25 protein-coding genes, 1 other RNA gene and 1 riboswitch are annotated in these 24,612 nt (G+C 42.6%); of the genes, 22 read left to right on the forward strand and 4 right to left on the reverse strand.

Features of this window, described 5'->3' with window-relative positions:
- Positions 1 to 184: 184 nt before the first annotated feature.
- The 11 genes from secG (at position 185) to PBF_RS08740 (ending at position 9,229) form a co-directional block, all read left to right on the forward strand.
- Entirely contained in the window at positions 185 to 418 is a 234-nt protein-coding gene (secG, locus tag PBF_RS08690) for a preprotein translocase subunit SecG (protein ID WP_035329304.1), read from the forward strand.
- Between the two features lie 179 nt (positions 419 to 597).
- Positions 598 to 1,344, forward strand: a complete 747-nt coding sequence (locus PBF_RS08700) for an alpha/beta hydrolase (protein ID WP_035329306.1) — start codon at positions 598 to 600, stop codon at positions 1,342 to 1,344.
- A gap of 36 nt (positions 1,345 to 1,380) precedes the next feature.
- Positions 1,381 to 3,705 carry a ribonuclease R gene (gene rnr / locus PBF_RS08705; RefSeq protein ID WP_035329307.1) on the forward strand — a complete coding sequence of 775 codons (2,325 nt, stop codon included), beginning with the start codon at positions 1,381 to 1,383 and terminating at the stop codon, positions 3,703 to 3,705.
- 150 nt (positions 3,706 to 3,855) lie between these two features.
- Positions 3,856 to 4,323, forward strand: coding sequence for an SsrA-binding protein SmpB (gene smpB / locus PBF_RS08710; RefSeq protein WP_035329308.1), 468 nt, complete (start codon positions 3,856 to 3,858; stop codon positions 4,321 to 4,323).
- A 282-nt stretch (positions 4,324 to 4,605) separates the two neighbouring features.
- Positions 4,606 to 4,942, forward strand: a transfer-messenger RNA (tmRNA) gene (gene ssrA / locus PBF_RS25140).
- Between the two features lie 857 nt (positions 4,943 to 5,799).
- Positions 5,800 to 6,438 carry a TetR/AcrR family transcriptional regulator gene (locus PBF_RS08720; protein ID WP_343299417.1) on the forward strand — a complete coding sequence of 213 codons (639 nt, stop codon included), beginning with the start codon at positions 5,800 to 5,802 and terminating at the stop codon, positions 6,436 to 6,438.
- A 46-nt stretch (positions 6,439 to 6,484) separates the two neighbouring features.
- Complete coding sequence (locus PBF_RS25370) at positions 6,485 to 6,589, forward strand: anti-repressor SinI family protein (protein WP_081757250.1); 105 nt, start codon at positions 6,485 to 6,487, stop codon at positions 6,587 to 6,589.
- Positions 6,590 to 6,675: 86 nt separating this feature from the next.
- Positions 6,676 to 7,113 carry a hypothetical protein gene (locus PBF_RS08725; RefSeq protein WP_035329310.1) on the forward strand — a complete coding sequence of 146 codons (438 nt, stop codon included), beginning with the start codon at positions 6,676 to 6,678 and terminating at the stop codon, positions 7,111 to 7,113.
- Between the two features lie 51 nt (positions 7,114 to 7,164).
- Positions 7,165 to 7,225, forward strand: a riboswitch (Fluoride riboswitch).
- A 60-nt stretch (positions 7,226 to 7,285) separates the two neighbouring features.
- On the forward strand, positions 7,286 to 7,663 hold the full coding sequence (locus PBF_RS08730; protein WP_035329311.1) for a CrcB family protein: 378 nt from the start codon (positions 7,286 to 7,288) through the stop codon (positions 7,661 to 7,663).
- Positions 7,660 to 8,025 carry a fluoride efflux transporter CrcB gene (crcB, locus tag PBF_RS08735; RefSeq protein WP_035329312.1) on the forward strand — a complete coding sequence of 122 codons (366 nt, stop codon included), beginning with the start codon at positions 7,660 to 7,662 and terminating at the stop codon, positions 8,023 to 8,025. The genes PBF_RS08730 and crcB overlap by 4 nt, the downstream gene beginning before the upstream one ends.
- Before the next feature lie 103 nt (positions 8,026 to 8,128).
- Positions 8,129 to 9,229: a mechanosensitive ion channel family protein gene (locus PBF_RS08740; RefSeq protein WP_035329313.1), complete on the forward strand. Its 1,101-nt coding sequence runs from the start codon at positions 8,129 to 8,131 to the stop codon at positions 9,227 to 9,229.
- Positions 9,230 to 9,262: 33 nt separating this feature from the next.
- Here PBF_RS08740 and PBF_RS08745 read toward each other — a convergent pair whose 3' ends face one another.
- On the reverse strand, positions 9,263 to 9,802 hold the full coding sequence (locus PBF_RS08745) for a flavodoxin family protein (protein WP_035329314.1): 540 nt from the start codon (positions 9,800 to 9,802) through the stop codon (positions 9,263 to 9,265).
- Positions 9,803 to 9,974: 172 nt separating this feature from the next.
- On the opposite strand from PBF_RS08745, the gene PBF_RS08750 reads away from it, so the two are divergent.
- From PBF_RS08750 to PBF_RS08765, 4 genes are all read left to right on the forward strand, one after another.
- Complete coding sequence (locus PBF_RS08750; RefSeq protein ID WP_035329315.1) at positions 9,975 to 11,351, forward strand: alkaline phosphatase; 1,377 nt, start codon at positions 9,975 to 9,977, stop codon at positions 11,349 to 11,351.
- A 67-nt stretch (positions 11,352 to 11,418) separates the two neighbouring features.
- Positions 11,419 to 12,054 carry a DUF4352 domain-containing protein gene (locus PBF_RS08755; RefSeq protein WP_035329316.1) on the forward strand — a complete coding sequence of 212 codons (636 nt, stop codon included), beginning with the start codon at positions 11,419 to 11,421 and terminating at the stop codon, positions 12,052 to 12,054.
- A 241-nt stretch (positions 12,055 to 12,295) separates the two neighbouring features.
- The gene (locus PBF_RS08760; RefSeq protein ID WP_035329317.1) at positions 12,296 to 12,745 is read left to right on the forward strand and encodes a MarR family winged helix-turn-helix transcriptional regulator; all 450 of its coding nucleotides are present in this window, start codon (positions 12,296 to 12,298) and stop codon (positions 12,743 to 12,745) included.
- An 82-nt stretch (positions 12,746 to 12,827) separates the two neighbouring features.
- The gene (locus tag PBF_RS08765) at positions 12,828 to 15,956 is read left to right on the forward strand and encodes an MMPL family transporter (protein WP_035329318.1); all 3,129 of its coding nucleotides are present in this window, start codon (positions 12,828 to 12,830) and stop codon (positions 15,954 to 15,956) included.
- Positions 15,957 to 16,351: 395 nt separating this feature from the next.
- On the opposite strand, the gene PBF_RS08770 is transcribed toward PBF_RS08765, so the two are convergent.
- Together PBF_RS08770 and liaG are read right to left on the reverse strand one after the other, a co-directional pair.
- On the reverse strand, positions 16,352 to 17,068 hold the full coding sequence (locus tag PBF_RS08770) for a 3-ketoacyl-ACP reductase (protein WP_035329319.1): 717 nt from the start codon (positions 17,066 to 17,068) through the stop codon (positions 16,352 to 16,354).
- A gap of 375 nt (positions 17,069 to 17,443) precedes the next feature.
- On the reverse strand, positions 17,444 to 18,298 hold the full coding sequence (liaG, locus tag PBF_RS08775) for a LiaG family protein (RefSeq protein ID WP_035329320.1): 855 nt from the start codon (positions 18,296 to 18,298) through the stop codon (positions 17,444 to 17,446).
- Between the two features lie 266 nt (positions 18,299 to 18,564).
- Here liaG and PBF_RS08780 point away from each other — a divergent pair, with 266 nt between their 5' ends.
- The 5 genes from PBF_RS08780 to PBF_RS08800 all read left to right on the forward strand — a co-directional run bounded on the left by PBF_RS08780 (position 18,565) and on the right by PBF_RS08800 (position 22,221).
- Positions 18,565 to 19,098 carry a GNAT family N-acetyltransferase gene (locus PBF_RS08780; protein ID WP_035329321.1) on the forward strand — a complete coding sequence of 178 codons (534 nt, stop codon included), beginning with the start codon at positions 18,565 to 18,567 and terminating at the stop codon, positions 19,096 to 19,098.
- 344 nt (positions 19,099 to 19,442) lie between these two features.
- Complete coding sequence (locus tag PBF_RS08785; RefSeq protein ID WP_035329322.1) at positions 19,443 to 20,933, forward strand: potassium/proton antiporter; 1,491 nt, start codon at positions 19,443 to 19,445, stop codon at positions 20,931 to 20,933.
- Between the two features lie 209 nt (positions 20,934 to 21,142).
- Entirely contained in the window at positions 21,143 to 21,334 is a 192-nt protein-coding gene (locus PBF_RS08790) for a helix-turn-helix transcriptional regulator (RefSeq protein WP_035329323.1), read from the forward strand.
- On the forward strand, positions 21,327 to 21,905 hold the full coding sequence (gene def, locus PBF_RS08795) for a peptide deformylase (protein WP_035329324.1): 579 nt from the start codon (positions 21,327 to 21,329) through the stop codon (positions 21,903 to 21,905). Before PBF_RS08790 ends, def begins: the two co-directional genes overlap by 8 nt.
- 103 nt (positions 21,906 to 22,008) lie before the next feature.
- Positions 22,009 to 22,221, forward strand: coding sequence for a hypothetical protein (locus PBF_RS08800; protein ID WP_035329325.1), 213 nt, complete (start codon positions 22,009 to 22,011; stop codon positions 22,219 to 22,221).
- Positions 22,222 to 22,599: 378 nt separating this feature from the next.
- On the opposite strand, the gene PBF_RS27005 is transcribed toward PBF_RS08800, so the two are convergent.
- Positions 22,600 to 22,731, reverse strand: a complete 132-nt coding sequence (locus tag PBF_RS27005; protein ID WP_268745101.1) for a hypothetical protein — start codon at positions 22,729 to 22,731, stop codon at positions 22,600 to 22,602.
- A gap of 127 nt (positions 22,732 to 22,858) precedes the next feature.
- On the opposite strand from PBF_RS27005, the gene PBF_RS08805 reads away from it, so the two are divergent.
- A complete protein-coding gene (locus PBF_RS08805; RefSeq protein ID WP_035329326.1) occupies positions 22,859 to 23,686 on the forward strand; it encodes a DUF2935 domain-containing protein in 828 nt (275 codons plus the stop codon).
- 268 nt (positions 23,687 to 23,954) lie between these two features.
- On the forward strand, positions 23,955 to 24,590 hold the full coding sequence (locus tag PBF_RS08810) for a histidine kinase (RefSeq protein WP_035329327.1): 636 nt from the start codon (positions 23,955 to 23,957) through the stop codon (positions 24,588 to 24,590).
- Positions 24,591 to 24,612 lie beyond the last annotated feature (22 nt).

Genomic DNA, 24,612 nt, shown 5'->3' on the forward strand with positions numbered 1-24,612 from the left:
TTGCTTGTGCAGCCGTCCCGGGTGGGGCGGCTGTTTTTTGATGGATTGGCTAAGTGCTATCTGAAAGCACAAAAAAAGAATTTATTTTCAGCTCTTGTCCTGATCCTTAAAATCTTATTGTTTATACAACCAAAATGTGATAAATTAAGAATAATGTGATTGTACGTTTTCAGGAGGTGGCTTCATGCATACATTATTGATTACCCTTTTAGTCATTGTTTCGATTGGCCTTATTGTAGTTGTACTCCTTCAATCTGGTAAAAGCGCAGGTCTTTCCGGTGCTATTTCAGGGGGCGCTGAGCAGCTTTTTGGAAAGCAAAAAGCACGCGGTATTGATCTGGTTCTTCACCGCATCACGGTTGTTCTTTCTGTCTTATTCTTTGTACTTACTGTTTTAGTATCTTATTTTGCGATATAAATGAATGCAGCGCCTGGCCTTCAGAAGGTCAGGCTTTTATTTTTCTTCGGCAGTTTCCGCTTAAGAAAGCTTTTTATTGGCATGTTCCCCCGCTGTTTGCTAAAAATAAGGAATGCAGATTCAATCAAACGTTTGATTAATAAAATTATTGGAATTATAAGGTTAAAGGAGTTTTATCAATGAGAGTTGTTGCACCAAAACCGTTTACATTTGGAAATGGAAAGAGAGCAGTCCTGCTGCTGCATGGTTTTACCGGAAATACAGCCGATGTCAGAATGATGGCAAGGTTTCTAGAAACAAAGGGCTACACCTGCCATGCACCGCAATATAAGGGACATGGGGTTCCGCCCGAAGAGCTTGTTCATACAGGCCCGGAAGACTGGTGGAAAGATGTGATGGAAGGGTACGAATTTCTAAAAAACAAAGGACATAAAGAAATTGCAGTGGCCGGACTTTCCCTTGGCGGCGTATTTTCCCTTAAATTGGGTTACACTGTACCTGTAAAGGGTATTGTCCCGATGTGCGCACCCATGTACATAAAAAGCGAAGAAGTCATGTATGAAGGAATTCTGAGCTACGCGAGAGAATATAAAAGACTTGAAGGAAAGACGGAAGACCAAATTGAGCAGGAAATGGAAGAGTTTCAGAAAACACCGATGAATACATTAAAGGCACTCCAGGAGCTGATCGCGGATGTGCGCAATCATGTGGATATGATTTACTCCCCGACATTTGTTGTACAGGCACGACATGACCATATGATCAACACGGACAGCGCTAACATCATTTTCAATGAAGTGGAGAATGACTTAAAGAAGCTCAAGTGGTATGAAGAATCCGGGCACGTCATTACTCTTGATAAAGAGCGTGACCAGCTGCATGAAGATGTTTATGAGTTTTTAGAAAAGCTTGATTGGGAAGAATAATAACAAAAGAAAATCTCCCTGAGGAGGGATGAAGATATGGAAAATAATATACAACATTTGATCGACAAGCTGCTTCATTATATGAAGGATGAAGCCTATAAGCCATTGACGGTTCAGGAGCTGGAGGCTGCGTTTGGAATAGAGGATTCCACAGGCTTCAAAGATTTCGTCAAGGCGCTTGTTGTCATGGAGGAAAAAGGGCTTGTCGTCAGAACGAGAAGCAACCGCTATGGTCTCCCTGAAAAAATGAACCTGATCCGCGGGAAGCTTTCCGGCCATGCAAAGGGATTTGCCTTTGTCATTCCGGAAGAGCAGGGAATGGATGACATATTTATTCCGCCCAATGAAACGAATAATGCCTTAAATGGTGATATCGTGCTTGCGCGTGTGACGACTGAGAGTTCGGGACAGAGGCGGGAAGGTACAATTGTCCGCATCTTAGAACGGGGTGTAACGCAAATTGTCGGAACCTATACGGAAAGCAAGCATTTTGGATTTGTTATCCCGGATGATAAAAAGTTTGCCAGCGATATTTTTATCCCCAAAGCAGCATCAAAAGGTGCGGTTGAAGGGCACAAGGTCGTTGTAAAACTGACCACTTATCCAGAAGGCAGAAAGAGTGCAGAAGGAGAAGTTATCGACATACTTGGGCATAAAAACGACCCGGGTGTGGATATTCTATCTGTTATTCACAAGCACGGCCTTCCGCTTGAGTTTCCGGATGAGGTGCTTAAGCAGGCTGAGGAAACGCCGGATACGATTGATCCAAGTGAACTTGAAAACCGCCGTGACTTGAGAAATGAAGTTATTGTCACAATAGACGGTGCAGATGCAAAGGATCTTGATGATGCAGTAATGGTTAAAAAACTGGAGAACGGCAATTACAAGCTGGGTGTCCATATTGCCGATGTCACATACTATGTCCGTGAGGATTCCCCGATTGACAGGGAAGCGGAAGAGCGGGCAACCTCTGTGTATTTAGTGGACCGGGTCATCCCGATGATACCGCATCGCTTATCAAATGGCATTTGCTCATTGAATCCGAAAGTGGACCGGCTTACTCTTTCTTGTGAGATGGAAATCACATCGGATGGGGAAGTAGTCAATCACGAGATTTTCCAGAGTGTGATTAAAACAACGGAACGAATGACTTATTCAGATGTGAACAAGATTTTAGAAGAGCAGGACGACGAACTTATCAACAGGTACCAACCGCTTGTGCCGATGTTCGAGCTGATGAAGGAGCTTTCTCTGGTCTTGCGTAAAAAGAGAATGCATCGCGGAGCCATCGACTTTGATTTTAAAGAAGCGAAGGTCATTGTGGATGAAGAGGGCAATCCGACAGAAGTCGCATTGCGTGAACGCTCGATTGCCGAGCGCCTGATTGAAGAATTCATGCTCGCAGCCAATGAAACCGTTGCTGAGCACTTCCATTGGATGGATGTACCGTTCATTTACCGTATCCATGAAGATCCGAAGGAAGATAAGCTCAGGAGATTTTTCGAGTTTATTACAAACTTCGGTTATATCGTAAAAGGAACAGCTAATGCCGTTCACCCGCGTGCCCTTCAGGAAATCATTGAAGAGGTTCAGGGAAAGCCGGAAGAAATGGTTGTCAGCACAGTGATGCTGCGTTCTATGCAGCAGGCGAAGTACTTTGAAGAGAGCCTTGGGCATTTCGGGTTATCAACAGAGTTTTACACACACTTCACATCACCGATCCGCCGTTACCCGGACTTAATTGTCCACAGACTTATCCGTACCTACTTAATTGAAGGCAAGCTGGATCAGGCGACAAGGGAAAAATGGAATGTACAGCTGCCTGATATTGCTGAGCACTCTTCCAATATGGAGCGCCGTGCAGTTGAAGCAGAACGCGAAACAGATGAACTGAAGAAAGCGGAATATATGGCTGATAAAATCGGCGAGGAATATGATGGGATCATCAGCTCTGTTACCAACTTTGGCATGTTTGTCGAGCTTCCAAACACGATTGAAGGACTTATCCACGTCAGCTATATGACAGACGATTATTACCGCTATGATGAGCGCCAGATGGCAATGATCGGGGAGCGTACAGGCAATGTCTTCCGCATTGGGGACGAGATTACGGTCCGTGTCGTTAACGTAAACAAAGACGAACGCTCGATTGATTTTGAAATCGTCGGCATGAAGGGAACCCGCAGACGGGAGACTCGTGAAGCACCAAAGGTGTTCAAGACTGGCAGCACAGAGAAAAAGCCGCGCAGAGGCAAGGCTGATCAGGGAAAAGGAAACAGTTCAGGCGGCCCGAGAAAGAAAAAAGAGAAAAAGCATTACGAAAATGCGCCGAAAGCTAAGCGGAAGAAAAAGAAGCGGTAAAAAGCGGGAGGGCCTTAGAGGCTCTCTCTTTCCTTCCCAGCAGGGCTCCGCGTTGAGAGGGGCACACAATTTTGCTATAATAGAGGAACCGCTAAAGAACGGACGCTGCATTTCCTGATTACAGGAAAGGGGAGCAAAGGGGGATTCAACATGCCAAAAGGAACTGGCAAAATGGTTGCGCAAAATAAAAAGGCCTATCATGACTATGCTATAGAAGAAACATATGAAGCTGGAATTGTTCTGCAGGGGACAGAGATTAAATCAATCCGAGCGGGCAAGGTGAATCTTAAGGACTCATATGCCAGAATTCAAAACAATGAAATTTATCTTTTCGGCATGCATGTCAGTCCTTATGAGCAGGGAAACCGCTACAATCACGACCCGCTAAGGACCAGAAAGCTTCTTATGCACAGAAAAGAAATCAACAAGCTGATTGGAGAGTCGAAGGAAGTAGGCTACTCGATCGTTCCATTAAAAATGTATCTCAAGAATGGCTATGCAAAAGTTTTAATTGGACTGGCACGTGGTAAAAAGAAATATGACAAGCGTGAGGATCTGAAGAAGAAAGAAGCCAAGCGTGAAGTTGAGCGTGCTTTCCGCGAAAGGCAGAAAATGTAAATCCAGAACCTTACAATTGAAAAATTTGCTCAGTGTGCTATAATAGTAATTGTCACAGTGAGTGACACAAAACTTTAGCTCATCTATTTCGAGCTTATCCGAACGTCAGCGTGCTGAATAAGATTCGACGCAGACCTATCGTAAGCTGTCCAGCTTCAGACGCCATCGGCTCGAGGTCATAAGCCAATCCGTCAAGAAGGTTAAAGAACAACCTTCATGCCGGCTCGTCTTATGCTTGTCGCCGATAAACGGGCGCCTTACGCATTTCTAACATGGGGACGCTACGGATTCGACAGGGATAGTTCGAGCTTAGGTTGCGAGTCGAGGGGATCGGCCTCGTTAAAACGTCAAAGCCAATAACTGGCAAAACTCAAAACAACTTCGCTTTAGCTGCCTAATAGGCCTTTAGCGGTTCGCCCCTCCATCGCCCATGTGGTAGGGTAGCGGACTCACTCTTAGTGGGCTACGCCGGATTCCACCGCCTGAGGATGAAGGAAGAGAACAACCAGGCTAGCTGGCCGGACGCCCGTCGATAGGCATAAGGATCAGCGAATCGCGAATATATCGACTACACTCGTAGAAGCTTAAGTGCCGATATTTCTGGACGTGGGTTCGATTATTTATTAGTCGCCTTGTGTGGCAACACACAAGTGAAAATTCGGCTTTATCGGTGAAACCTAAGTCGCCTGGCTGGCGATAAGGCAATGCCGAGCGGTATGTGGAGCAATTCAACAGCCGTGTATCGACTTATAGGCTGCCACGTTCGTGGTAGTACTAGGATGCGGAATCCTGCCTAATCATCAGGTAAATTTATATTTCGCATAATACGCCGAAGGACCTGCAAATGCAGGTTCAAGATATAGTCAGTGCCATGACGAAAGCATGGAAGTGCACGTCCCACCGTCTCCACCAAATACATATTTGGTGGTTTTTTATTTGTCATTTTATATCTTAAAAAAATCTTCTTCGAATAAAATCTTCTGTCTTAACTTCTCTACATCATATTTACCATTTCTCGGAGTTACTCTTTCATAATTATCAAGAATCCATAAAGCCCGATTTCTCTTTTTATCCACTCTTAAAAAAGGTAAGACTTGTTTTAATAAGAACATAACCTTTTCCTTTTGTTTAATATTCAAAGAGAAGGAATTTTTGTGAATACCAGGCTTGTAATTCTTTTTATTAATTATTGTTCCGCCTGTTAATGTATGTATATATACCAACAGCTCCTTATCAGTAGGCTATTGTTATACAGGGCCGGCGATGCTCACTCGCATGCATCCTTGTTAGAGTAATTGTTCCTTCTCCGTCTATTATTCCTGCAATATAAGCTGCTTCAAAACTTTCCATTTCACATCCCCCAGCGCAAAATAAGAATATACGTTCCCTTTTTGATTATAACATAAATTCCTCATTTATTAATAAAAAATTCAGATAATTGGTTGACTTTGCCAATAGTGATAGCGGATAATACTTGTGAGTAATATAATGCAGACGGAGCTGTTATTTATGGGGCACAGAGGACGGAAAAAAGGGGCCAGCGGGGAGCAGAGCCGCGCCCTGCTGCTTGAAATAGCAGCGGAGGAATTTGCGCAGAAGGGCTATTTTCATACAAAAATCAGCGAAATTGTCCAAAGGGCAGGTCTGACACAGCCCTCGTTTTACCTTTACTTTGAAAGCAAAGATGCCATTTTCCAGGAGCTTGTCGACCTGTTTCGCAGGCGGATTTCTGAGCTTACCTCCAAGAGCCGTGTGGAAACAGGCGTTGATTTGTCATCATTGCCTGAAAGAATAACAACAGGCCTAACTGCTATCTTTACATTTTTTATGGAAAATCAGGATTTGACCCGCATCGGTTTTTTTATGGCTTCGGATGCCGGTGAATTTAAGGAGATACTTGCTGGTCAAATTGAAGCCAACCTCTTGTCAGAGCAGCAGGCAGGATACTTCAGGAAAGATATTGATATGGGGACTGTTGCAGAGAGTCTGACGGGGATTATTGAACGCCTGACATTAACCAGATTATTTAAAGGGATAAAGACTCCAGAAGATTTAGCAAAAGAAATTGTCCATTTATTCCTATATGGAATGATCAATAAAAGCAGCACTCAATGAAGACTTCTGAGGGGAACAGAATCTTTACGGGAGAGTGGAAAAGGGAATGGAAACCTGTGAGGGGAAAATAGATAAAGAATGGGTAGAGCTCATATTGACAGCCAAGCAGCTGGGGTTAACAATTGAGGAAATACAGGACTTTATTAAATAATCCAAAAGTGGGTCTAATAAAGGCAGGGTTCAGGAAAATCATAAATAGCTTGATTATCCTGAGATCAATGGGAAGGATAAGAACAAATGAGGAAACTTTGGATACGGGGCATTTTTACGGGACTGCTGTCTGGAACTTTTCTGGGTTTATTTCTGAACATAATTGAGATATCCACAGGTATAAAAGTGTACACATTGCTATTAAATGTGGATTACTTTCCTATTTTGAAAAACTATCATTTACCCGAATCAATCGAATTTGTATTTCATCTGATCATTTCAGTCATTGTGGCATTCAGCTTATTATTTATAATAAAAAAATACCGCTGGAACAGGACGCAAATCATCGTCCGCACATTATTGACCACATTTTCCATAGGAGTTCTGCTTTATCCGACGACTGCATTATCTGATCGAACCCCTGAACTTACATCTTTACCTGCCATATTTTTCTGGCTTCTAGGCCATCTGTTATATGGTCTGCTGCTTTCTTCGCTGTTTATAAAAAAGGGGAATTATTCCTGAATTAGGGCTTTTAATCCTTGTTCAAATGTTTTATAGTGTTAGTAAAGATACGTCCTTTTAGGTGATGGAGTTCACCTTCAACCGCCTTTTGGCTAATGACTCCTGTCAGTTATGTGGTAACTGGCAGGAGTCTTTTTGTTTTGGGTAAACTAAGAGAAATGGAGGGGTCTGGATGGTTTATATACTGGTTGGCGCAGCAGGGTTTTTAGGTGCCTCATTACGTTATATCATGGGTGTTTTTCTCTTTCAGGAAAGTGCCGTTTTTCCATTTGCAACTTTGACGGTTAATCTTTTGGGAAGTTTTCTCCTCGCTTGGCTGGCGACGGGGCTGATGGTTCGTTTTTCTTTGCCGGCTCATATAAAAACAGCACTCGGAACTGGTTTTGTTGGATCCTTTACCACTTTTTCAACTTTAAGCGTTGAAACGGCAGCACTTTTTCTCAATGGAAAAACAGCTTTGGCCGTTTTGTATATCGCAGCCAGCATTTTTGGCGGATTATGGATGAGCCGATTGGGGTTTCAGGTCAGGAAAGGAGAAGAAACGGGATGAGTACGTTTCATGTTCTTCTGGTGGGGATAGGCGGTTTCTTCGGAGCAATTTCCCGGCTTTGGGTCAGTCAGTTTATTAGTAAAAGGTTTGTGTCGGATTTCCCTGCTGCCACGCTTATTATTAATTTAATGGGTTCACTGCTTCTCGGAATCCTGGTGGGCTCAGGAATAGAAGGCAGCCTTTATATGCTGCTTGGCACAGGATTCATGGGGGCATTCACCACTTTTTCAACATTCAAGCTGGAAGCTATACAGCTCCACATGGATAAAAGGAAAAAAGAGCTCATTCTTTATAATGTATTGAGCTATGGCGGAGGAATCCTTCTGGCTCTTCTGGGGTTTGAACTGGGAATGCTCCTCTGATGAAGAGAAGGTTTTTCCAATCTGTTTTTTAGGGAATATCGTATGATAACCTGTCTTATAGAATTATGTTATGATAACAAATAGCATCAAGGAGGTTATTCATATGTTCTGGGAAACTTACATGAAAGAAGATATATTGGTGGACTTGGGAATATCAATTGGGATTTTAATGCTGTTTCTCATTTTCCGGAAGCTTTTCACCAAATATGTATTTACACTATTATTAAGGCTCAGCAGAAAAGCGCCAAATGACTTTTTCTCACATATTTTTGTTTCTTTTCAAAAGCCGATTCAGTGGTTATTTATCATTATAGGAATCTATGTTTCTGTCGGTTATTTTCCTTACTTAAACCAGCATAATTCTTTATTTTTAGATATTATTAGGGCTTCAGTTATCATCATGATTACCTGGGGTTTGTACAATATGGCAGCTGCATCATCTGCACTTTTTACCAGTCTTAAGGTTAAGTACGATCTGGAAATTGATGATATTCTTATTCCTTTCATTTCAAAGGCCTTGAGAGTTGTTATTGTGGCAATCAGTATTAGCGTGGTTGCCCAGGAGTTTGATTATGATGTGAATGGATTTGTAGCGGGGCTTGGATTAGGCGGAGTCGCCATTGCTTTTGCTGCCAAGGATGTACTGGGCAATTTGTTTGGCGGATTTGTCATCATTACGGAAAAGCCTTTCACGATTGGCGATTGGATTATGACGCCAAGTGTCGAGGGAACAGTTGAAGATATTTCTTTCCGAAGCACCAGGGTAAGGACATTTGCACAGGCGCTGGTCACAGTTCCTAATGCTACTTTAGCAAATGAATCGATTACAAATTGGAGCAAGATGGGGAAAAGGCAAATCAGCTTCAGATTGCGTGTTACTCATGATACCACTAAAGATCAATTGGCGAATGTGGTAGGGCAGATCGAGTATCTTTTAAAAAATCATCCGGATATTCATCCGGAAACCATTCTTGTTACCTTTGACGACTACAAAGAAAATGGGCTCGATATCTTCCTTTATTTCTTTACTAAAACGACAAATTGGGGCGAATTCCTTAAAATTAAGGAAGAAATCAATTTTGAGATCATGGACATTCTTGAAAATGAGCGTGTTTATGTCGCTATGCCTAGCAGGAAGTTATATTTAGATCCTGAGGGCGAAAACCAGCTGAAAAAAGATTCCAGGGTGAGACAGGAATCGTGATATGAAAAAAGGCGGAACCATGAGTCCGCCTTTTTATTTTGAAAATATTTTATTCCATTGTTCGGCCTTCGCTAAAGCAAAAGAATCTTCTTTCACTTCTTCCGGCTTTACCCCATTCCCGATGATATAGTCAGCAAATTCCATCCCGACAAAATCAAAAATGTATTGAAATTGCTGAACAAGAGGAAGTCCTTTTACTTTCGCGCTACTGCCGCCTGTAATAACAACGTAAGCTTTCTTCTTTGCCAGCTCTTCTTTCAGGTTAAATCGCTCATCCCTTAGATATTGTGACCAGCGATCAAAGAAATCCTTCATCGGACCGCTCATGCCATACCAATATAGAGGGGTGGCAAATACAAAAACATCATGTGACAGCATGTGCTTCACTAGTTGTTCGTAGTCGTCATCGACCCGTGTAAAGCCGCCATCCGCATGCCTCTTATCCACAATCGGTTCGATATGCAGGTCTGATAATTTTACAAGGGTGTGATCAGTCCCTTCCACAATCCTCTTTGCCAAATACTCCGAGTTGCCGTTTTCTCTGGTACTGCCCAGCAAAGCCAATACTTTCATTGAAATCTCTCCTTCGACTATCGTCTTTGTATGAATTTTACATAAAAATATTTGGGGAAGCAAAAAAAGCATCTTTACATAAGTGATAATTCATTTTTACATTCTATTAATCTCTCATTTACATTTGGGTTCTATACTACTAGATGTAAGTTAATAAAGGGAGGTTCATAGAATGACATTCAAGAAATTCACAAAAAAGACACTTCCAATCCTTGCTGCTTCTGCAGTTGCGTTTGGCGGACTCATGGGTTCAGTACAGCAAACAGAAGCTAAAGGACAATCAGATAAAAGAGAGATCAAAAATGTAATTTTCCTTATCGGCGACGGGATGGGCGTATCATACACTTCTGCATACCGCTATTTAAAAGACGATCCCGGTACAAAATTTGTGGAACGGACTGAGTTAGATAAATATTTGGTTGGCCAGCAAATGACTTACCCGGAAGATCCGGAACAAAATGTAACGGACTCTGCATCTGCAGCAACAGCGATGTCTGCGGGTATTAAAACATATAACAAAGCAATTGCTGTTGATAATGACGGTTCTGAAGTAAAAACAGTCTTGGAAGCAGCGAAAGAGCAAGGAAAAGCGACTGGTCTTGTAGCTACATCAGAAATTACGCATGCTACTCCTGCTTCATTCGGGTCACATGATGAAAGCCGGCAGAATATGAATGCCATTGCTGATGATTATTATGACGATCTTATCAATGGTAAGCACAAAGTAGACGTTCTTCTTGGCGGCGGAACTGATTTGCTTGTCCGCAAAGACAGAAATATTGCGGAAGAATTCAAGAAAGACGGATACAGCTATGTAACAGACCGCAAAGAATTATTGGCAGATAAAAATGAACAAGTCCTTGGTCTGTTTGCAGAACGCGGCCTGCCCAAAATGATTGACCGCACAGAAGACACGCCTTCACTGAAAGATATGACTGCTTCTGCAATCGAGCGTTTGAACAAAGATAAAGACGGCTTCTTCCTGATGGTAGAAGGAAGTCAAATTGACTGGGCGGGACACGACAATGACATTGTTGCCGCGATGAGCGATATGGAAGACTTCGAGCAAGCATTCAAGGCTGCAGTAGAGTTTGCTAAAAAGGACAAGCACACCCTTGTGGTGGCAACTGCTGACCATTCAACTGGCGGCTATTCCATCGGTTCAGATGGCATCTATAACTGGTTCAGCGAGCCAATTAAAGCAGCGAAGCGCACACCTGATTTCATGGCTCAGGAAATTGCCAATGGAGCCGGTGTGGAAGAAACGTTAAAGGAATATATTGATCTTGATTTAAAAGAAGAAGAAATCCAATCTGTTAAAAAAGCAGCTGAAACGAAAAAGGCAGCAGACATTGACAATGCCATTGAAGAAATTTTCAACCAGCGCTCCCATACCGGCTGGACAACAGGCGGACATACAGGTGAAGATGTGCCTGTTTACGCATTTGGCCCAGCCAGCGACCGCTTTGCAGGGCAAATTGAGAATACTGACCAGGCTAAATTGATCTTTGAGATATTGAAGTCTAAAGTTAAGATTGAAGATAAATAACCTTTTATCTCCCGCTGCTTTCAGAATGCAGCGGGAACTTTTTGACAATAACTGAAGGGGGATCATCATGAAAAAACTAATCACAATGATTACTCTCTTATCCATTGTCCTATTCGGCTGCTCAAGTGCCCCAGAACAGCCTGCAGATGTTAAGGCAGAAGCTCCAGCTGAAAACGAAACGGTGAAAAATTATGCCCCAAACCCTCAAGTTCCGGACGACCGGCAGCTATGGAAAGCAGGAGAGACTCACATAGATGAAAAAGGTGAGATTACTCTAAAAAAAGCAAAAACTGTAGATGGAATTTATAAAATTGGCCCCATTGAAATGAAAATAGCTGATGCCAAAGTGATGCATCTGAAACCTGACTACAGTCTGGTTGACTATTTTCACACCTTGACCCATGACGAGGAATTCAACTTTGTTAAGGTTTTTGTGCAAATTAAGAACACCTCTGATCAAAAAGTGAATTTTGCCCCGGCAGCCATACTTGAAACAAGCGAAGGCGAGCAAATAACCTGGGAGAAAGATATATATCTTGATGGGCTTAACGAAGAAATTGGGCCTAACGAAACCAAAGCCGGCAATGTTGGCTTTATCATTGAAAAATCGGATCTGAAGAATATTGAAATAACTACCAGCGATGTGTTTACTGGTGATAAGAACAAGATTGAAGATGCAGAAAAGATTAAAATCGAATTTTAGCGGACAAGGCTCCAGGGATGGGGTCTTTTTTTAGTTTCGCTGATAATATCTTTTTTTCGCCGATATATTCCTTCAGCAAACTTGCAAAGTAAGTGAAGAAACTAAAAAAGGTAAGTTTTTTTTCCTGTTGATAAAGTTTAATTGACAACAATCCTTCCCTATATTAAAGTTAACTACGTTAATAGTTAAATAGTTGAACAGTTAAACGATAGAATAATCACACTGTGAGGTGAATATATAAGTGAGTATGCCAGACATTAAGAATTTGGTCGACCGGTATATTGCCGTTTCTTTTTCTGTTGAGAAAAAGGCTGCGTCACTTGTGAAAAATCAGATAGGCAGCGATCTGACCAATGACCAGCATTTTACACTGAGGTACATAAATCAGGCAGGCTCCTGTACTTCGTCAGAGCTTGCGGAAGTGTTTGATGTGAAAAAGAGTGCGATCACAGCAATGATAACTCGCATGTGGGAAAAGGGTCTGATTCAGCGGACACGTGATGAAAATGATCGCAGAGTAGTGTATCTGACACTTACCGAAAAAGGGAACGAGTTGTACGTCAAAGCAGAAGATAAGATTCATAATCTTGTAGAGTCACTGATAAACAGATTTGACCAGGCTGAAATCCAGCAGTTCATTGAAACCTTTGAGAAATTGGATAAAGTACTATCGCAGTCTAACGGGCAGTAAGACTAACAATCAGTGGGGGATAAGGAAAATCCCCACTGATTGAAGTTTCACTTTATCAGAAAACAAAGCGGGGGATTAAATAGTGTATTCAATTATTAAAAGAAAATGGCTTGTCATTGCCGTTTGGATCGCAGTGGCTGCCGGCTTGTTTATGGCGGCGCCAAACATGGCAGATCTGGTCCGTGATAAAGGGCAGATTACTGTGCCTGATGAATATTCTTCCACACTTGCCGGGGACATCATGCAGGAAGTGCAGAAGCAGGAAGGCGGCGGGGATGAGACCCAGGTCGCACTTGTTTTTCATAATGATAAAAAGCTCACAGGAGAAGAAATCAAAGAAGCGGAGAAAGCTATCCGGACGCTTGAAGACAAAAGCGCTGAAATGGGAATTACTGAAATTCTTACCCATTTTAATGAAGAAAGCTTAAAAGAACAGCTTGTTTCAGAGGATGGCAAGTCAATTCTGGCTTCTGTCAATGTTAGCTGGAACGACCGTGAGCCAGCTGAGCTGAGCGAAGAGCTTTATTCAGCTATTGATGATGCTAAGGTAGATCACTATTATACGAGTGAATGGCTGATCAATGAAGATCTTATGAACAGTTCGCAGGAAGGACTGAAAAAGACAGAGGGAATAACAGTCGTCTTTATTCTGGTCGTACTGCTGCTGGTTTTTCGATCAGTGGTAGCGCCGATTATCCCGCTCCTGACAGTGGGATTCACTTACCTTGCCTCACAATCCATTGTGGCATTTTTAGTGGATAGACTGGATTTTCCAATTTCAAACTATACCCAGATTTTCCTTGTAGCGATTCTGTTTGGGATTGGAACAGACTATTGCATCCTGCTGCTTAGCCGTTTTAAAGAAGAGCTTTCCTATAATGAAAGCACAGCGGATGCCATTGTGGCAACATACCGAAATGCGGGGCGCACAGTATTTTTCAGCGGCCTGGCTGTTATGATTGGCTTTGCTGCAATTGGCTTCTCGCAGTTTATTCTTTATCAGTCAGCAGCTGCTGTTGCCATTGGTGTAGCGATTCTCTTAATTGCTTTATTTACCATTGTGCCTTTCTTTATGGCGGTGTTGGGCCAGAAAATTTTCTGGCCTTCGAAAAAGAGTGCCGAGCATGGTGAAAGCAAGCTATGGGGTGCGGCCGGCCGATTCTCGCTGGCGCGTCCATTCCTGGCATTGCTTATCGTGGCAGCCGTTTGTGTGCCGTTCCTGGTGACATATGACGGAGAACTTTCATACAACTCCCTTGAGGAAATCGGCGGGGATGTTAATTCCATTAAGGCGTTTAATGCCATAGCTGACAGCTTTGGACCGGGAGAATCCATGCCAACGCAGATCGTCTTGAAAAATGACGAGGAAATGGATTCAGCAGAATATGTAGGCCTGGCTGAAAAAATTAGCCGGGAGGTTGAAAAAGTAGATCTGGTGGATACAGTCCGTTCAGTCACAAGACCAACTGGAGAGCCGATTGAAGACTTCTTTGTTGCCAAACAAGCTGAAACGCTTGAAGAAGGGCTTGGGGAAGGAAAAGATGGACTGAATAAAATTTCGGATGGCTTGAATGAAGCAGGCAGCGAACTTTCCAAATCAGAACCTGAGCTGCAGAATGCCGCAAAGGGAATCAATGATTTGATTTCCGGCACCAATGAAATCAAGTCGGGGCTAGGTGAAATTCAGACGAATCTGGCAAAAATCGAAGATGGTATTCGTCAGGGATCGGCCGGTTCAGATCAAATTAAAGAGGGATTGGAAAAGTCCAAGGCTGGTGCCGAAGAGCTTCTCGCCGGATATCAGCAGCTGCTGATTGGGTATCAGTCAGCAGAAGAGGCCATTCCTTCCTTAATGGCGGGCTATAAAGAAATCCAGACGAACTTAAATCAGCTGTCGGATGGCATCAAACAGGCGAATGATGCACTGTTTGGCTATGTTGAAACCAAGGACCCTGAGTTGGTCCAAGACCCTCAATATCAAGCAATCAAAGGTCAAGTAGCAGGCCTTCAGCAGCAGCTTCCAAAAGTTTCAGAAGGTATCAATGCTGCTAATAGGGGGTTAACACAGCTGCAAAACGGCTTGGCGGAAGCAAATAAAAACTTCGGCACCGCCATATCCGGCCAAAAGGAATTAGCTGCCGGGCTCCAGCAGCTGATCGATGGAATCGAAGCCCAGCAGGCTGGACTTAATCAGCTTGCTGACGGGCAGGGACAAATCGTTAATAATTTTCCAAAGCTGACAAATGGTTTAGCCGGAATCAATGGAGGGCAGGAACAGCTTCTTGCCGGATTTGGAGATCTTGGCGGACAAATCGGCCAGCTGACAGATGGTCTTGGCCAGAGTGCAGATGGGCTTGAGCAGGTATCTGAAGGACTCGGTTCTGCACAGGATTACCTGGCAGGTCTTTCAAACTCGGATAATATGGATGGTTTCTATCTGCCGCCTGAGGTTCTGGAGGATGAAGAGTTTGCCCAGGTGTTTGATGTCTATTTGTCTGAGGATCGTAAAGTCATGACAATGGATGTTGTGCTTGAAGCAAATCCGTATTCCAACGAAGCCATTAACCAGGTAGATGAAATCAAGGAAGCTGTGGATAGAGCGACAAAGGGGACGAAGCTTGAAAATGCGGTTGTCGCGATAGGAGGGATTACAAGTACCAATGCTGATTTAAGCACAATGTCTGATCAGGATTATTCACGTACAGTCGTATTGATGCTGCTGGGCATTTCCATCATCCTTGTGTTCCTTTTCAGGTCTATCATCATGCCAATCTATTTAATTGGTTCATTGATTCTGACCTACTATACAAGTATGGCAATGAACGAAGCGATTTTTGTGAATTTGCTTGGATACACGGGCATCAGCTGGGCGGTTCCATTCTTTGCATTTGTTATTTTGGTCGCGCTTGGCGTAGACTACAGCATTTTCTTAATGGACCGCTTTAATGAATATCGTGACCTTTCAATCGCAGATGCAATGCTGTTATCCATGAAAAAGATGGGTACGGTTATTATTTCAGCTGCGGTAATCCTCGGAGGAACATTCGCGGCAATGATGCCATCCGGAATGCTGTCTCTATTGCAGATCGCGTCTATTGTTCTAATTGGATTAATGCTTTACGCACTGATTGTGCTGCCGTTATTCATTCCGGTTATGGTCAAGAACTTCGGTCAGGCAAACTGGTGGCCGTTTAAAAGAAGTGCAAATTAATTTAAGCTGAGACTGTCTTTATGGCAGTCTTTTTTTTGATGGTTTATTTCAAAAGGCTCTTTTTGTATAAATTGTTATTTTCGCCTATCAATGTTGTCCATTGATTTCCGCTCCAGGCTGCTCGCTTTCCGCGGGGCGGGCGGTGAGCCTCCTCAACGCTACGCGTCTGCGGAGTCTCGCCTGTCCCGCTACTCCCGCAGGACTGTGAATAAGCTTCCTTGAGTAAACACCGCACGAAGGAAATGCGGCAGCATTTTTTTCGAGGATCTCGCACATTCCGCTCCAATCAACTCAGTAAATAAGATACAAAAAAGCAGCAAACCTTGCGAAAACAGCTTTTAAAAAGAAGCATAAAGCCCCAATCATTATTAAGCAATTGGGGCTTCAGCTAAATCTTATGGATTTGTCGACCACATGCCGGCTGTTTTCACAAATACCCGCGGGTTCAATTTCAGTTGTGCTACCATGAATTCTGCGAGGTCTTCAGGCTGCATGACTTTTTCAGGGTTGCCGTCCGTCAGGTTTGTTTCAATCGCAAGGTCAGTGGCAACTGTGCTTGGAGTCAACGCGCTAACTCGAATATTGTGTTTTCTAACTTCAAGCATCAGGGACTCTGTTAAGCCTAAAACGGCAAATTTGGATGCGCTGTATGCACTGGTGACAGGCGCACCTTTCTGTCCTGCTGTGGATGCAATGTTGATAATGTCTCCGGACTTCTGTTCAATCATTTCAGGGAGAACGGCTCTAGTAACATTGTAAACACCCATCAAGTTGACCTGAATGATGCTTTCCCACTCAGCGGGAGACAGCTCCAGGAATCCTCCAAACTTGGCGATTCCGGCATTGTTAATCAGGATATCCACAGAGCCAAGATCTGACTTTATATGCTCGACTGCATGAGTAACGGCTTCAAGGTCGGCTACATCGGCTGCTGCAGCAGATACATTCACATCGTACTGGCTAAGTTCATCTGCCATTTTTTCCAGATTTTCAATCGTGCGGCCAAGCAAACCAATATGGACGCCTTCTTTTGCGAGCGCGATGGCTGCTGCACGGCCGATTCCTCTGCCTGCTCCCGTGATGAGAGCTGTTTTGCCTTTTAATGTATGCATCGTTTTTCCTCCTCTTAAAAAATCATTCATATACTACCAGAAAGGCTGTAAATTTCCTAATAAATCGCTTGCGCGGCATTCGGAGGTAGCCGTTAGTTAAAATGTGCATAACTAATTCACTGACTTTTTAAATTTTTCAGAAGTATCCACAATTAAGGGCGTTTTCTGTTCGATTCATCCACACTAAGTGGATAATATAAGGTAATAATAGAGTTATCCACATAGGTGATCATGATTGAGACTGAAAGTTATCCCCAAACATCCTCCTCTTTTATTTATCCACACAAGTGATTGCCTGTCTTCCACCTGTACCTATCCGGCAATGAACCCAGCTTTAATCCTCATTCACATCAAAATAAGCCCGGTTTCCCGGACTTAATTAATTTCGGCTTTCCCGCTGGATACAGAGATGCGGATGTCATGTTCACCTGATCCATGCCTGCCTGAAATGTCATTTTTATCGCGCTCTTCATCATCCAATTCGAAATTGCTGCTGATATGGCCGCTGCTTGCTTTGCCTTTTAAGGTGAAGTCAGCATCATCAGGCAAATCAAGGCGGACAAAGCCTGAACTTGCTTCCACTTTAATAGAGTCAATCAGTTTGCCGACCATTATATCGAGCTGTCCAGATGAGACCCCGGCGTCAAGCTTGCCCTGATAGTTGCGGATCTTCACTTTGCCTGAACTCATATCTATTTCGCCTGATCGGGCAAATAAGTGATCTGCATCCATCATGCCTGAGGAGCCTTCATGCTCAAATTCATCTGTCTTTATGTTGGCCAGACTGACTTTTCCCGAGCTCATATTAACATCCAGTGTCTCAAGTTCGAGAGGCTTGCTCTTAGACTCACCGGCGAAATCCAAACGGCCAGAACCGATGTCTATGGACATGGACTTATTGAAATCTTCAGGAATGTAGATTTTCAAATTACTTTTGTTATTGAAAAACTGAAAGCCTTCCAGCCACTTTCTTTTATATTCTACACGAATTTCGTTTCCAGACTTATTTACGGTCACTTTGCCTTTACCGTCAAGCTCTGCTTTAACATCATTCCTCTTTTCAGGAATAATGACTGTATCTGAACTTGATACATCTATGCTGATATGGTCTGTCCTCTTGCTGAGAGATGCTTCATTACTGCTTCCTTCAAAACTCAGCCAGCTGTTCACGCCTGTAAAGAGCAAATAGGAACAGACTAAAATGATAAAAATGGTGAAGATCCTTTTCACTATGAATCCCTGCTTTCCCTCAATAATTTCTTAATTATATTTTATGCTAATCTCAATTTATGCACATTGAGCCCCAGGTTTAATTTCAGCTAAGACTTGAGTCTTACGGAAAAAGTATAACGCTTTTTGTCCGGCGGACATGTGCAAACTTAAATATATACAGGGAGCAGAAGTTCTAGAGAAAAATCTGCCTATATTTACTCTCTAAAAGAATTCTCTTTTCACGGCTAATATCTTATTATAAAAGGAAAAAACAGGAGAATCCAATGAAAATAACAACTGTCAATGGAAATGCCGGTAAGCCTCACGTATTCGATAAAAAGCTGGCTGCTGCTGAGCTGAAAATGATTAAATCGGATATAAAGATTGTAGAGATCACAAAAGATCACGAAACTGCTGCAAAAGAATTAATTTTGAATGGATTCCAGGAACGCTTCGGGTTTATTGACCATTCGTTAAATCCTGATTTGAACAGCCTTACAGAAACATACAGCGCTGAAGGTGCGCTTTTTCTGGCTGGTTTAATTGATAATGAACTGGTATGTACAGGTGCAATTACTAATGAAGGCAACGGAGAGTGCAGGCTGCAGCGAATGTCTGTAAAAAAGGAATTCCGGGGTCAGGGCATTGCCGGAATGATGGTACGGAAACTGGAGGATCATGCTAAAGCAGCCGGTTACATAAAAGTTGTCCTGGAAACAAATATTGCCTGGGATAATGCGGTAAACCTCTATAAAAGCTGCGGTTATAAGGAGTATAAAATGGAAGATGAGATGATTCATCTATCTAAAGATATTTAGCGGATTTGCCTAAGGGTAAGTCCGATTTTTTTATAAAATCATGCATATGAAGAGCTATGTTACATAATATATGTTATGATGTATTTATGTTACATTAAAAAGCGATAAAACAGTGAGAGCGTCAAAAGATAATCTTATATTGGGGTAACAAAGCCAGCGACTCACTGTCACTTCTTTCTAATAGCAGCTCTGCACCATGTTAAAGATCCGTAATGAACTGCTGTCATCATCTCTCCTGGCATTATCCTGTTTGCTGATGCATTAAAAGAAAACCTCAACACTAATAGAACATTTTTTTATAACCTATATCCTTTGATTAAATCTGAATAAAGAAGGTGATTGTATTGGCTGAATTTATTTGGCACACAGATGCACTTATCCTGCTGGCTGCTATTCTTTTTATTATTGGTGTTATGACAACTAAATTTTCTGCACGGCTCGGCGTCCCTGCTCTTGTTCTGTTTATCGCGGTCGGAATGGGATTGGGGCAATTCATTTATTTTGATAATGCGAGAATTGCGCAGATGATTGGGGTTTTGGCCTTTATCATTATTTTGTTTGAAGGTGGACTGCAGACGAACTGGAAAACAGCCCGGACGGTCATTGTACCTTCTTTATCATTGGCAACCTTAGGTGTTGTGATTACCACCGGACTTGTTGCTGTGGCAGCAAAGTTTATTCTCGGTGTAGATTGGCCTGTCGCGGTGCTATTTGGTGCGATTGTCGGTTCAACTGATGCAGCTGCCGTTTTTGCTGTTTTAAAAGGGCAAAATATAAAACCGAGGATTTCCGCAACACTGGAAGCCGAGTCTGGCTCCAATGATCCCATGGCAGTGTTCCTGACAGTTGCCATGATTGAGCTGATCATGACTCCCGGCTCCGGCATTCTCTCACTTGTTGGTTCCTTCTTTATCCAAATGGGAGTGGGAGCAATTGCCGGTCTCTTGTTTGGCAAGTTCGCAATATGGTCATTGAATAAAATTAACTTGGATTCAAGCGGTCTTTATCCTGTGTTTGCAACTGGGTTTGCCATGCTGACATATGGAATAACTGCTTATCTGGGAGGAAGCGGCCTACTAGCTGTATATGTGGCGGGTATTATGATTGGGAACGCAGACATTGCTTATCGCCACTCTGTTTTCCGTTTTACGGAAGGTTTTGCCTGGATGATGCAAATTGCGATGTTCGTTATTTTAGGCCTTCTGGTCTTTCCGAATGAACTTTTCCAATTTGACATCTTGCTAAAAGGCCTTGCTCTTTCAGCACTTCTCATATTTGTTGCCAGACCTGCTGCTGTTTTTCTAACCACCATTAAAATGGGCTTTTCCATAAAAGAATTGATCTTCTTATCCTGGGCAGGATTAAAAGGGGCTGTGCCAATTGTGCTGGCCACTTTTCCGCTGCTATCCGGTGTGGAAGGCAGTCACGAAATTTTCAATGTTGTCTTTTTCGTTGTCCTGACAAGCGCTCTTATCCAGGGATCAACAATTACATTTTTAGCTGAAAAGCTCCGTCTGACTGGGCCTGAGAAGGCTACTCCCATGCATTCCCTGGAATTGGTTTCCCTTGGGAAAGCAGATGCTGAAATGATTGAATTTGAAATCGAAGAAGATGCATTCATAATAGGGCAAAATCTGATGGAGATTCCTTTTCCTGAAGGCGCACTCGTCAATGCAATCATTCGTAAAGATGAGTTAATTACTCCAACAGGCAACACCCAAATTGAGCAGGGAGATTTTCTTTACATCCTTACTAAGAGAAAATATAAAAGAGAGCTAAAGCTGCTGCTGAAAAAGAAAAAACAAGCTGAAACTCTGGTTGAAGCAGAGGCATAGTCAACTAGGGAACCAGTGTGGAGGGGATCTGCACTGGCTTTTTGCTATTCCGCGGATAAAGGGGTTAAATCACGGATAATCAAAAATTCGCTGTTATCTCCCAGGTTTTTGCGAAAAAATTTTCATGCATATCACGAATGTCCAAAGTATTAGACATCCTGCCATCTGAAATGCTACCATAAGAACAGTTTCGGTCCAAAGGTGGTAGGATGAAAAATAAAATAAAGGAAATGAGAAAAAAGCTGGGAATAACTCAGAAAAGGCTCGCTCAAGAGTGCAGTGTGGCCAGGCAGACAATTAACTGCATAGAAAATAATAAATATGATCCCACACTGGAGCTCGCTTTTAAAATTTCTAAAACATTAAAAGTAAAGGTAGATGAATTGTTTATTTATGAGTAAATTTAATGCGGATACAATCATTACGATGAAGGATATTGTACGTGAGGGTGATTCGATCCTGCGTGGAGTAACAAAGGAAGTCACAGTGCCTTTAAATGAAGAAGATCGCGGTACGCTGATTGCGATGATGCAGTATTTGAAGAACAGCCAGGATCCTGCCATTGCAAAGAAATATGGTTTGCGACCGGGCATTGGACTATCCGCCAACCAGATTGGCCTGAGCAAGCGCATGTTTACGGCTTATTTTACCAATGAAAAAGGCGAGCCTCAGGAGCATTATTTAATTAACCCGAAAATTATCAGCCACTCTGTCGGTGTCATTTTTCTTCCGGAGGGTGAAGGCTGTTTGTCTGTAGACCGTGATGTAAAAGGGTATGTGCCCCGTTATGAGCGCATTAAGGTAAAAGCGCATAATTTTGATGGAGAGGAAGTGACACTCCGGTTTAAGGGGATTCCGTCTATCATCATGCAGCATGAAATCGACCATCTTAACGGAATTATGTTTTATGATCGAATTGATAAAAATGATCCGTTCAAAGTTCCGGAAAACTCGGTTATGGAGAACTTTTAGAAGCATAGGCCATGGGTTTATGCTTTTTGTTTTATAGAAACAGAATGTGGTAAATATTTAACAACCATTTATAACAAACTATAACAAAAGGAGGATTAGGTAAATGGATGATAAAACTGCTGAAACGAATATCAGGCTAAATGAAAAACTTGAAGATCAGACTGTTTATTCCCAAATGAGCAGCGCAACAGAAACAGAGGATGCTAATCTTAAGCTGCAAGAAGCAATGAATAATCGTGAGCCAAAACAAAATATGGCTCCAACCTACCTTTATAACGAAACACCAGCAATTAAAATTTCAGGCGATGACGAATAGAAAACCGGCTTCGAACAGGAAGCCGTTTTTCTATTAAAGATTAAAAGTATAACTTTGAACTTCGATAACTGTCTAGCTCCAGGCGCCATCGGCTCTCGGGGTCATAAGCTTGTCTTGTTTCGGCTCCTAGGGACTCGAGGTCATAAGCCGCTCCCTTCCAGAAGGAAAAAACACCTTCTTACAGGGAACGTCTTATGCTAGTCGTCCCTGGGCAGTCGCCTCAACATTTCTTTCAATCCGTCCAAAAGGTTAAAGAACAACCTTTCAGCCGGCTTGTCTTATGCTTGAGGCCCGCAGGATGCGGGTCATGCAGACGTTGCCACAGGACGTGGCGGTTTTAGTCTGCGTTCCTAGATAGGCGGGCGCCTTGCGCTTTTCTTAATCCAAATCAGTCTTATCTTTTTGGTCCTTATTCCTCTTATTGCCCTTACTGTTATCACCGCTGATCGGGGATTGATTCCCTCTTGGTGAATTTTGATTATTGCTGCCTTTATTGTACTTTTTGGTCATTGGGATTCTCCTTTCATCAAAATGCTTCCTTATTTTCTCTAAACCACTTCCTTTTTATCCGGACCGGCTTTCATGTTTCCTTTTAAATTGCATATACATTTAAAAGGATTAATATGGGGGGATCTGGATGAATGAAATAGGTTTGACACCGTGGGAGGAGCATGCTTTCTGGCTGGAGGTTCTTGAAGATCATGCGATATTTGTCAGGGACCATCTTTCTCCAGCCCAAGGCAAGTATGTAAAAAGAGCGGATGAATACAGGCAAGCCTTCCGGAACCTTAGGACCAGGCTTAATCATTTATCCCCCTCTGTACAGGCAGACTCACAGGAGGCTATTGCAATGGCCATTGAGATATGGCCGATTGCAAATGGCTATTTTCAATTTGAAGGAAAACTTCAGAATTTGAGAATCAATAACATGATCAATATTAATCTTTCGCCAACGTATTTTAACGGCACATTGAGTGAAAATCAGGAATATTTGCGGCTTCTGTCTTATTATGCAAAAGGGCTTACACCTCCGCCGCAATCTCTTTTTGATCTGCTGGATTTGTGGCTCGAGGATCAGCTGGGGCATATTATCCTTCTGAGGAATTCGATTGATCCAATTGAGGTTTTTGTAGAGGAACAGGCACAAATTTATACAAGGATTTTTCAGGGATTTCTGGTGCAGAACCGCCATATGAAGGGGTATCTCCGATTCACGCAGCCAGGGTTTCCGCGCCAGCAGGAAATGGCAAGGGACGTGGGGGCTGCTGTAATTGAAATGAATGAATATATTAAAGGCATTATACAGAAATATGCCGGCAAAAGTATTCTCAATAAAACGACTCTGAGATTTCTGGAACATCATTTCCCGGAAGCCTGCTATTTAATAAAAAAGCTCAGTTATTATGCTCCTGAACTGGCGGGAGAAGCTTCAAAATGTTCTTTGAAAAAACCGTCTTATGGATAATAGCTATTGGAAACCCTCTTTTAAAAAGGAGGGCTTTTCTTTATGTTGGCGGGCAGGGAGGCAATTTCACAAAAAAAATGCTTCCTTGAAAGGAAGCTGAAAAAAAAGGGGGATTTACACTTGTAGGATTAGTATGCACGGATAAAGAAATTCTTATTCATATTTTCAAAAAAATTTTGATTCAAACTTTTGGTTCCCTTGCGCCCCAGGTTTATTCCATGGTATTCGTGCTATACTGAAAATAGAATCCGGTGGGAGAGGTGTTAAAATGAAGGAAAATATATTAATTTGTGTAAGCAATCCCAATCATGCGGAAAGACTGGCCCAGCGAGGAAAAAAACTGAAGGAAGCTTTTCAGGGAGAGGGCTATATTCTCTCCGTAGAAAACCGGAAACAGGAAGAGTTTAACTTTAACGAGCTTCAGACAAAATACTTGTTCGAAAGTTTAGCAGAGAAATATGGGCTGAAGATGCTCACCAAGTATGCTGGGGGCAAAAAAACTGCCAGGGTGATCGCTGATGTGGTACAGGAGTTTAAAATTACCCAGATTATTCTTGGACAGGCTGTTCAAACCAAGCTGGAGCGGATGGTAAAGCCTTCGCTGATCAATGAATTATTCCAGCTGCTTGATGGGGTGGATATTCTTGTCGCAGAAGTTTCCAGAAAGGTCCATGATCCTTCTGATGATACTGATAAAGGGCTGCCGGCCCAGATCGTCAAAAAAGGCTCCGATTACCATTTAATCATTGGAGAAAGTCACAAGAATGGAATAAATGGCATCTTTTTTAAAGAATTATCCTCCGACTTCTCAAATGGTTTTTTTGTGATACAAAGAGAAAATAACCATGAAGTGCTGCGTATTCACCATGGTGTTGTTGATAGTAATATATTGGAATATGAATAAGAAAGCCGGCCTGCAGCCGGCC

Origin of the sequence: Cytobacillus firmus DS1 (assembly GCF_000565285.1) — a bacterium.
In the GTDB taxonomy this organism is placed as follows: domain Bacteria; phylum Bacillota; class Bacilli; order Bacillales; family Cytobacillaceae; genus Cytobacillus; species Cytobacillus firmus_A.

Coding starts and splice junctions, on each gene's coding strand:
- secG (WP_035329304.1), top strand. CDS start 185: ATGCATACATTATTGATTACCCTTTTAGTCATTGTTTCGATTGGCCTT.
- PBF_RS08700 (WP_035329306.1), top strand. CDS start 598: ATGAGAGTTGTTGCACCAAAACCGTTTACATTTGGAAATGGAAAGAGA.
- rnr (WP_035329307.1), top strand. CDS start 1,381: ATGGAAAATAATATACAACATTTGATCGACAAGCTGCTTCATTATATG.
- smpB (WP_035329308.1), top strand. CDS start 3,856: ATGCCAAAAGGAACTGGCAAAATGGTTGCGCAAAATAAAAAGGCCTAT.
- PBF_RS25370 (WP_081757250.1), top strand. CDS start 6,485: ATGGAAACCTGTGAGGGGAAAATAGATAAAGAATGGGTAGAGCTCATA.
- PBF_RS08725 (WP_035329310.1), top strand. CDS start 6,676: ATGAGGAAACTTTGGATACGGGGCATTTTTACGGGACTGCTGTCTGGA.
- PBF_RS08730 (WP_035329311.1), top strand. CDS start 7,286: ATGGTTTATATACTGGTTGGCGCAGCAGGGTTTTTAGGTGCCTCATTA.
- crcB (WP_035329312.1), top strand. CDS start 7,660: ATGAGTACGTTTCATGTTCTTCTGGTGGGGATAGGCGGTTTCTTCGGA.
- PBF_RS08740 (WP_035329313.1), top strand. CDS start 8,129: ATGTTCTGGGAAACTTACATGAAAGAAGATATATTGGTGGACTTGGGA.
- PBF_RS08745 (WP_035329314.1), bottom strand. CDS start 9,802: ATGAAAGTATTGGCTTTGCTGGGCAGTACCAGAGAAAACGGCAACTCG.
- PBF_RS08750 (WP_035329315.1), top strand. CDS start 9,975: ATGACATTCAAGAAATTCACAAAAAAGACACTTCCAATCCTTGCTGCT.
- PBF_RS08755 (WP_035329316.1), top strand. CDS start 11,419: ATGAAAAAACTAATCACAATGATTACTCTCTTATCCATTGTCCTATTC.
- PBF_RS08770 (WP_035329319.1), bottom strand. CDS start 17,068: ATGCATACATTAAAAGGCAAAACAGCTCTCATCACGGGAGCAGGCAGA.
- PBF_RS08780 (WP_035329321.1), top strand. CDS start 18,565: ATGAAAATAACAACTGTCAATGGAAATGCCGGTAAGCCTCACGTATTC.
- PBF_RS08790 (WP_035329323.1), top strand. CDS start 21,143: ATGAAAAATAAAATAAAGGAAATGAGAAAAAAGCTGGGAATAACTCAG.
- def (WP_035329324.1), top strand. CDS start 21,327: ATGAGTAAATTTAATGCGGATACAATCATTACGATGAAGGATATTGTA.
- PBF_RS08800 (WP_035329325.1), top strand. CDS start 22,009: ATGGATGATAAAACTGCTGAAACGAATATCAGGCTAAATGAAAAACTT.
- PBF_RS27005 (WP_268745101.1), bottom strand. CDS start 22,731: ATGACCAAAAAGTACAATAAAGGCAGCAATAATCAAAATTCACCAAGA.
- PBF_RS08805 (WP_035329326.1), top strand. CDS start 22,859: ATGAATGAAATAGGTTTGACACCGTGGGAGGAGCATGCTTTCTGGCTG.
- PBF_RS08810 (WP_035329327.1), top strand. CDS start 23,955: ATGAAGGAAAATATATTAATTTGTGTAAGCAATCCCAATCATGCGGAA.